Genomic DNA, 7,521 nt, shown 5'->3' on the forward strand with positions numbered 1-7,521 from the left:
TGCTATGGCACAGAAGAAGCCATTGAATATTGTCTGGTTCTGTACGGATCAGCAGAGATGGGATACGATCGGTTGTCTGGGGAATCCATACATTAAGACACCGAATATTGATAAATTTGTCAGTGAGGGTGTTGCATTTACGAGAGCGTATACGCAGGCACCTGTGTGTACCCCAAGTCGTTCGTGTTTTCTGACAGGACGTTATCCGAGAACCACAAAAGCTTTTTATAATGGAAATGATAATTATTCAAAGGATGAAAAACTGGTTACAAAGCTTCTGGCAGATGAAGGGTATGTATGTGGTTTGTCAGGAAAACTGCATCTGACATCCGCACAGGGCAGAATGGAAAACCGAACAGACGATGGATATACTTATGTACAGTGGAGTGAACATCCGAATGATGACTGGCTGCACGGAGAAAACTGCTATCAGAACTGGCTGAAAGAAAAAGGGCTGAAATGGGCAGATATCTATGGTGGAAAATATACCAGTATGGCAACCTGGCCGCCGACTCCGAATCCGAACTTTACCGGAAAGACAGTCGGGGTTCCGGCTGAGTACCATCAGACCACCTGGTGCGTGGAAAAAGCAATAGAATTTATTGAAGAAAATAAAGGAAAAGACAGACCGTGGCTGATAAGTCTGAATCCGTATGACCCGCATCCGCCGCTCGATCCACCGCAGGAATACAAGGATAAACTCAAAGTAGAAGATATGCCGCTGCCGCTCTGGAAAGAAGGCGAACTGGAAAACAAACCGCCTCATCAGCAGAGAGATTTCTATATTGGCGGACAGGAGGGACAGGCAGAGCCGTTCCCGGAACTGACAGATTATGAAAAGAGAGAACATTTTCGTGATTACTATGCAGAAATAGAACTTGTAGATGATCAGTTCGGCAGATTGATGGATTACCTGGACAAGACCGGAGAAAGAGAAAATACAGTTGTGATCTACATGAGTGATCACGGTGAGATGAATGGAGATCATGGTTTATATTGGAAAGGTGCTTATTTTTATGAAGCACTTACACATGTGCCACTGATTATTTCATGCCCGTCAAGAATCCTTCAGAACGTAAAATCTAACGCACTGGTGGAACTGGTTGACCTGGCTCCGACACTGATGGAACTTGCCGGTTATGAAGTACCTTATTTTATGCAGGGAAAGAGTCTGGTTCCTATTCTGACAGGAGCAGCAGACAAAGATTATCATAAGGATTCCGTTTATTCCGAATTTTATCATTGTCTGAAAGGAACACATGAAGACATTTATGCTACAATGTATTTTGATGGAAGATACAAGATCGTGAATTACCATGGCAAAGACTTCGGAGAACTGTATGATCTGGAGAAGGATCCATGTGAATTCGACAATCTCTGGAACAAAGAATCTTATCAGGTATTGAAGCATGAACTGATCAAGAAAAATTTTGACAGTGCGATCATGAAAAATATGGATTTTTCTATGCATCTGATAAATGAGTACTAAAAAAGAAAAGGAATGAGAGAATGCCACCAGTCAGTATTTTGATGAAACCAGCATCCGGAAGCTGCAATATGACCTGTGAGTACTGTTTTTACTGTGATGAACAGGAAAACAGAACACAGAAATTTTATGGAATGATGGAAGAAAAAACGGCCCGGAATATTATCCGCAAAGCACTTGCGCATGCAGAAGGCGGTTGTGCGATTGCATTTCAGGGTGGCGAGCCGACACTGAGAGGAATTGATTTCTACTACAAAGTAGTGGAGTATGTGGCGAAATATAATAAAAAGAACATTCCTGTAACTTACGCATTTCAGACGAATGGGACAAATATAAACGAAGAATGGTGCAGACTTTTTAAAAACTGTGGATTTCTTGTTGGGATTTCATTGGACGGGATATGGAAAACACATAATTGTTACCGGCATTTTCATGATGGAAAAGATACGTTTGAGCGCATTCTTGAAACTTGCAAAATGCTGCAGCAGTATGAAGTGCCGTACAACATTCTTACGGTCGTACATGACCAGACAGCCCGGTACCTCAATGAAATATATAGTTTTTATAATAAGAAGGGATTTGAATATCAACAGTATATTCCATGTATAGATCCATTGCAGCAGAAAAAAGGGAAAATGCACTATTCGCTGGATCCGACAGAATATGGAAGGTTTCTGATCCGGCTGTTTGAAAAATGGAACGAAGATATTCATACAGGCAGGGCAATTTATATCAGGCAGTTTGACAATTACATAGGAATTCTCAAAGGGTATGAACCGGAAGCCTGTGACCAGAGAGGGTGCTGTGGGATACAGTATGTGCTGGAAGCAGACGGCAGTGTATATCCATGTGATTTTTATATGATGGATGAGTATTGTCTGGGAAATGCCAATACAGATACGTTCAGAGAGATGGATGAAAACAGAAAAAAAATCCGCTTTCAGGAAGAATCTTTGAAAATCTCTGAGGAGTGTAAAAACTGCAGATATTTGAAGCTGTGCAGGTGTGGATGTCAGAGAAACAGAAACAGGCTGGAAGATGGCACCTGGAAGAACTATTTCTGTGAGGGGTATCGTTTATTCTTTGATGCCTGTTTTGATAAAATGACGGAAATTGCACGAGATTTTTAACAAAATAAAGTAAGTCCCCTGCTTTAATTGCGAAAAGCAATAAGCAGTGGGTGGGGACTTGCATAAAAGTAGAAAGGTGGTTGAATGATATGATACAGCAGGTAATGACAGCACCGAAAAAAATTGAATTTCGAGAAGTTCCTGTACCGGAGATTAAGGCAGATCAGGTTCTTGTGAAGATTATGAAGATTGGTATTTGCGGAAGTGATATCCACGTATATCATGGAACACATCCGTTTACTTCCTACCCGGTAACACAGGGACATGAGGTATCCGCAAAAGTTGTCAAATTAGGTTCAGAAGTTCAGGGACTGGAAGTTGGACAGAAAGTAACGATTGAGCCACAGGTATACTGTGGAGAGTGTTATCCATGCAGACACGGCAAATACAATCTGTGCGAGAAACTGAAGGTTATGGGATTCCAGACAACGGGAACAGCAAGCGAATATTTTGCGGTAGATGCGTCAAAAGTGACACCGATTCCGGAAAGCATGACTTACAGTGAAGGCACCATGCTCGAACCCCTTGCGGTAACTGTCCATGCAGCGAAGAGATTTCCAGAAATAAAAGGAGCTAAAGTAGCAATCTTAGGATGTGGTCCGATAGGAATACTTCTGGCTCAGTCATGCAAAGCACTTGGGGCTGACAAAGTCATGATTACAGATGTTTCCGATTATCGTCTGGAGCTCGCGAAAAAATGTGGTGTGGATTTTGCAGTAAACACCAAAGAAAAGGATTTTGGTGAGGCATTAACAGAATGTCTGGGCGAAGACAAAGCAGATGTGATTTATGATTGTGCAGGCAATGATATCACCATGGGACAGGCAATAAAATATGCCAGAAAAGGAAGTACGATCATCCTGGTTGCAGTCTTTGGAAAAATGGCAACGGTGGATCTTGCCGTATTGAATGATCATGAACTGGATCTTAATACAACCATGATGTATCGTCATGAGGATTATGTAGATGCGATCCGTCTGGTAAACGAAGGAAAAATACAGTTAAAACCGCTTATGAGCAAAGAGTATGCATTTAAAGATTACCTGGAAGCGTACCAGTACATCGATGATAACAAAGAAACAACCATGAAAGTGCTGATTGACGTGGACTCTTCTGAGGAAAATATCTGAGACTTGATAGCCCCCTGATTTTGGGGGCTATTTTTGACGCGGACTTCAGATATGATGGCTTTTCTGAGTTTGTCGAGAGATGAAAAAATATAATTAAAAAATTGCAAAAATCCGGAAAAAACTGTTGACATATGGAAGGGGTTATAGTAGAATTACCCAATGTGACGTAGTGCGATGACTCCTGAGCCAAAGCCCCGGCAAAGGTGTTTTTATCAGCGGTTTCGGACATTTCCGCAGTATAGATTTGCACTGATCACCAGGAATTATATATGATATCACGACAATTCGTGATTAAACAAACTATCGTTGATAAATAACAGGAGGTAAAACCATGCAGACTTATATGGCTAATCCAGATAAAATCGAAAGAAAATGGTATGTAGTTGACGCTGAAGGCTGTACACTGGGCCGTCTGGCATCTGGTGTTGCTAGCGTATTAAGAGGAAAGAACAAACCTCAGTTTACACCACACATTGATACAGGTGATTATGTGATCATCGTTAACGCTGAAAAAGTTAAAGTAACTGGTAAGAAAATGGACCAGAAGATTTACTATCATCACTCCGATTATGTTGGTGGAATGAAAGAAACCACATTAAAAGAAATGATGGCTAAGAAACCGGAGAAGGTTATCGAGCTGGCAGTTAAAGGTATGCTTCCAAAAGGACCTCTGGGAAGAACCATGTACAAGAAACTTTTCGTTTATGCCGGACCAGAGCACAAACATGAAGCTCAGAAACCGGAAACCTTAACATTTTAATAGGAGGTAGGAGACATTGGCTAGCGCAAAATTCTACGGAACAGGAAGAAGAAAGAAATCAATCGCAAGAGTTTACCTTACACCTGGTACAGGCAAAATCACAATCAATAAAAGAGACATCGACGAATACTTCGGATTAGAGACTCTGAAAGTTATCGTTCGTCAGCCACTGGCTGCAACAGAAACAGAAGGCAAATTTGACGTTCTCGTTAACGTTAAAGGCGGCGGATACACAGGACAGGCTGGTGCCATCAGACATGGTGTTGCAAGAGCCCTTCTTGAGGCAGACGCAGAATACAGACCAGTTCTCAAAGCTGCTGGATTCCTTACACGTGATCCACGTATGAAAGAACGTAAGAAATACGGTCTCAAAGCAGCTCGTAGAGCACCGCAGTTCTCTAAACGATAATCTGGAGCGAAGCTTTTTCGAATACAGATGTATATCCAACCCCGGAATCTTTGGTTCCGGGGTTTTTATATTAATATCTAAATGGAATAATAAAGTAAATGAACAAGAAGCAGGACAATGGGAGATGAGACCTATGTCCTGCTTCTTGGCTATTTGGTATGAATGGTAATGTATTTTTGGTTACGGCTTTTGGGTTTATCGGGAATGGTCATTTTAAGTGTATTGGAATCAAGTAAAGGCCGTAGATATTTATTGGTGAAGTTTTTGGTGTTCTTATATCCACAATGTTCTGCAATTTCAGCTTTTGAATGAGGCGTTGAACAAAATGTAAGGATTTTATCGGAAATGGTAACTTGGGTCCTGACTTGGGTCCTGACTTGGGTCCTAACTTGGGTTGTATCCATGATGGGGCGACTATGATGGTAATTTACATTCTTCAAAATCACCCTGAAATCTGTTGCCGTAGAGGAAAACTTAGGTTTATATGCCTCTGTATATCCAGGCAGCTTTTTGGTTTCACTGACGATTTTACGCAGACCGCTTCCACGGCGTTCCATGTATTTCATACGGTGAAATAAATCAGCAATCACAGGATTTCGCCGCATTGAACGAATGCTGTAAATATCATATTCCTGAATTGATCCACCGCCAAACATACCGCCTGGAGATGTGATTTCCACACGATCATCAAACATATCAATATGAACTTCGCTGCCAAGCACAATGTAATCACGATGGATAAGGGCATTGACAAGAGCTTCTGTCACAGCTCGTTCAGCGTAATCTGGCTTGTCTACGCGATACTGAGCTTCTTTGACAAAACGGACTTTGGAATTATTGCGAATAAATTCACTGCCGCTTTTTAACAGATAAATCAGATTTCCCTCGTATTCCTTATCGTCCAGAGCATCATCAAAGATGGATCCTTTTTCTAAGCCGTTCCACCTGGTACAAAACATACGGGAGTTGTAAACCGTGTGCTGGTCGGTCATGAGTTTTCCGGCGTTGGTCAGGAATCCATTTTTATCAATCAGACCAAAAGAACCATAGTCGGATGGTTCAAAATAAAGACCGGTCCGCTCCAGATAAGTTGCCTCCAGAAGAGTAAAACTATAATCCTTTTTGGGAGAGTCAGTTATTAAGGTGTCAAAGGACTGATTGGTTCCCTTTAAGATCAGTTCATTTACAATATAGTCTGGAGCAATTACACTTTCATTTCCAATGCGGATATATGCCTCCATCACTCCATCTGCTTTGTAATAATATGGGGTGCTGCGTCCAGGAGAAACCTCCAGTGCCAACAGGTTTTTACCATCTTCCTGCAATGGTTTTAAGATAAACTGCGGTAATGGTGTGATACGTTCTTTGATTAAGCGGCTGATCGCTTCAGCATCCTTTTGAACATCGGATAAGCCGATAGGTTTCCTGTCATCAGAGATTCCGAAAAACAGAGTCCCGCCGATTCCATTGGAAAAGGCACTGACACTTTTTAACCAGCTTTCTCGTTTCGAGAGCAACTTTGAAATCACATTCCGTTGCTTCGGCAATGAGCTGTTCTATCATATGAAATCTCTCCTTTGAGGTATATAATGTCTTTTTTTATTATACCCAGCGGAGAAAATTATTGCAACGATAGAAGCAAAGAGTTCAGTTGAAAAATATATTGCGTATATTATAAACAAGAAGTACAGGTGAAAGTAATGCTTGCGAAAATACAGAAATCGTTTTGAACGCACGATTTTTTGCTTATTTGAAAATTGAGAGATGCTATACTCGAAATAGAAGCATTATAACTTTAGCGTCACTAAAGAAACAGGAAGTTGTTTATCCAGATTCAAGTAATCAGTAGCGAGCATCGTGGATTCTTAAGTAAAAATTATTCAAGGTTACTCAATGTTTTATGCAAGCTATAGTCACTAAATAGTGATATTAAAGAATTTTTGCTTGAGTAAATTTTTTATAATTTACGCAAGACTACTGGGATTTTACGCAAGAAAACGTATTTTTATAAAGGACTTAAGGAATAGGTGATATCATGGGAGGAAAAGTTCTGGAACTGGAATCTGAAAAACTTAAGGCAGAAGGACAGGCAATTCTATAAAGAATATAATCTTTAAGAAGGATGTCGTTAAGAAACACTTTTATACGGGAAAAATAATATGGCCGTTCAAGCCAAAGGAATCTGTAAATATTGTGGAAAAGAATATGCAGATATTTTCAGATTATAATTACTGAGAAATATGAATTATCGTTTAAAAGATGTTGTAAATGTTGGCGACGATATATTTTATGAATATGATTTTTATTTTCCAGATTTGTGGTTACCAATATGTAATTCGCCGGGAATGGGCGTATGTGGTTATGAAGGCAGTAAGATTTATCCAAATCAATTTGAAACAGATAAGGATCGAACGGGAGCGGTGTATATTTCAAATAACCCTTGACCCTCCGCCAGATTTGCGGTATAGTTCTCTACACTTTGTAAAAAAAGCAATTTGGTAAATAGTCAAGAGTTATTTGAAAAAGATTTTGATACAAAAGGGTAACTTTAATAAACCTACGGCTTATTTTCTAAAAAAGACGTAAGTTAGGAACTCGATATGGAT

5 protein-coding genes and 1 pseudogene are annotated in these 7,521 nt (G+C 40.3%); 5 read left to right on the forward strand and 1 reads right to left on the reverse strand.

The window, feature by feature from the left end; all coding sequences use genetic code 11:
* Positions 1–4 precede the first annotated feature (4 nt).
* The 5 genes from KQI91_RS05130 (at position 5) to rpsI (ending at position 4,915) form a co-directional block, all read left to right on the forward strand.
* Positions 5–1,489, forward strand: coding sequence for a sulfatase family protein (locus KQI91_RS05130; RefSeq protein ID WP_216391779.1), 1,485 nt, complete (start codon positions 5–7; stop codon positions 1,487–1,489).
* Positions 1,490–1,509: 20 nt separating this feature from the next.
* Positions 1,510–2,616, forward strand: coding sequence for an anaerobic sulfatase maturase (locus tag KQI91_RS05135; RefSeq protein WP_216391780.1), 1,107 nt, complete (start codon positions 1,510–1,512; stop codon positions 2,614–2,616).
* A gap of 89 nt (positions 2,617–2,705) precedes the next feature.
* Positions 2,706–3,746 (forward strand): zinc-dependent alcohol dehydrogenase, encoded by a 1,041-nt coding sequence (locus KQI91_RS05140; RefSeq protein ID WP_216391781.1) that lies wholly within the window; start codon positions 2,706–2,708, stop codon positions 3,744–3,746.
* 331 nt (positions 3,747–4,077) lie between these two features.
* Positions 4,078–4,506, forward strand: coding sequence for a 50S ribosomal protein L13 (gene rplM, locus KQI91_RS05145; RefSeq protein ID WP_216391782.1), 429 nt, complete (start codon positions 4,078–4,080; stop codon positions 4,504–4,506).
* 16 nt (positions 4,507–4,522) lie between these two features.
* Positions 4,523–4,915: a 30S ribosomal protein S9 gene (gene rpsI / locus KQI91_RS05150; RefSeq protein ID WP_005427589.1), complete on the forward strand. Its 393-nt coding sequence runs from the start codon at positions 4,523–4,525 to the stop codon at positions 4,913–4,915.
* A 149-nt stretch (positions 4,916–5,064) separates the two neighbouring features.
* Here rpsI and KQI91_RS05155 read toward each other — a convergent pair.
* A pseudogene (locus KQI91_RS05155) lies at positions 5,065–6,478 on the reverse strand (ATP-binding protein).
* Positions 6,479–7,521: the final 1,043 nt, after the last annotated feature.

Source organism: Blautia sp. MSJ-19, assembly GCF_018918125.1.
Taxonomy (GTDB): domain Bacteria; phylum Bacillota; class Clostridia; order Lachnospirales; family Lachnospiraceae; genus Blautia_A.

Coding starts and splice junctions, on each gene's coding strand:
- KQI91_RS05130 (WP_216391779.1), top strand. CDS start 5: ATGGCACAGAAGAAGCCATTGAATATTGTCTGGTTCTGTACGGATCAG.
- KQI91_RS05135 (WP_216391780.1), top strand. CDS start 1,510: ATGCCACCAGTCAGTATTTTGATGAAACCAGCATCCGGAAGCTGCAAT.
- KQI91_RS05140 (WP_216391781.1), top strand. CDS start 2,706: ATGATACAGCAGGTAATGACAGCACCGAAAAAAATTGAATTTCGAGAA.
- rplM (WP_216391782.1), top strand. CDS start 4,078: ATGCAGACTTATATGGCTAATCCAGATAAAATCGAAAGAAAATGGTAT.